Consider the following 478-nt stretch of genomic DNA (forward strand, 5'->3'; position numbering starts at 1 on the left):
CGCAAAGGCGCACTGCATTACTATAGGGTTATCGTAATTAGGTAACAACCGTGTAACAGGGAGAAGTATGCCAATACGTATCGCAATTAATGGCTTTGGTCGCATTGGCCGTAGCGTATTGCGCTCATTATACGAATCTGGTCGCCGTGCAGAAATCAGCGTTGTGGCAATAAATGAGTTGGCCAGTCCTGAAGGGATGGCGCACTTGTTGAAATACGACTCCAGCCACGGACGTTTTGCGTGGGACGTGCGCCAGGAAGGTGATGTGCTTTCCGTTGGCGACGACACTATCCGCCTGTTACATCAACCCGATGCCAGCTTGCTTCCTTGGGGCGAGTTAAGCGTTGACGTTGTCCTCGACTGCACCGGCGTTTACGGCAGTCGTCAAGACGGCGAGGCGCAGTTGGCCGCCGGGGCGAAGAAAATCCTCTTTGCCCATCCGGGTGGACCCGATCTTGATGCCACTGTCGTTTACGGC

Annotated in this window: 1 protein-coding gene; it reads left to right on the forward strand. The window is 54.2% G+C overall.

The window, feature by feature from the left end; genetic code table 11:
- Positions 1–67: 67 nt before the first annotated feature.
- A partial coding sequence (locus BS639_RS24605; RefSeq protein WP_324615979.1) for a glyceraldehyde 3-phosphate dehydrogenase NAD-binding domain-containing protein occupies positions 68–478 on the forward strand: 411 nt, incomplete at its 3' end.

The sequence above is a fragment of the Rouxiella silvae genome, from assembly GCF_002093625.1.
GTDB lineage: Bacteria > Pseudomonadota > Gammaproteobacteria > Enterobacterales > Enterobacteriaceae > Rouxiella > Rouxiella silvae.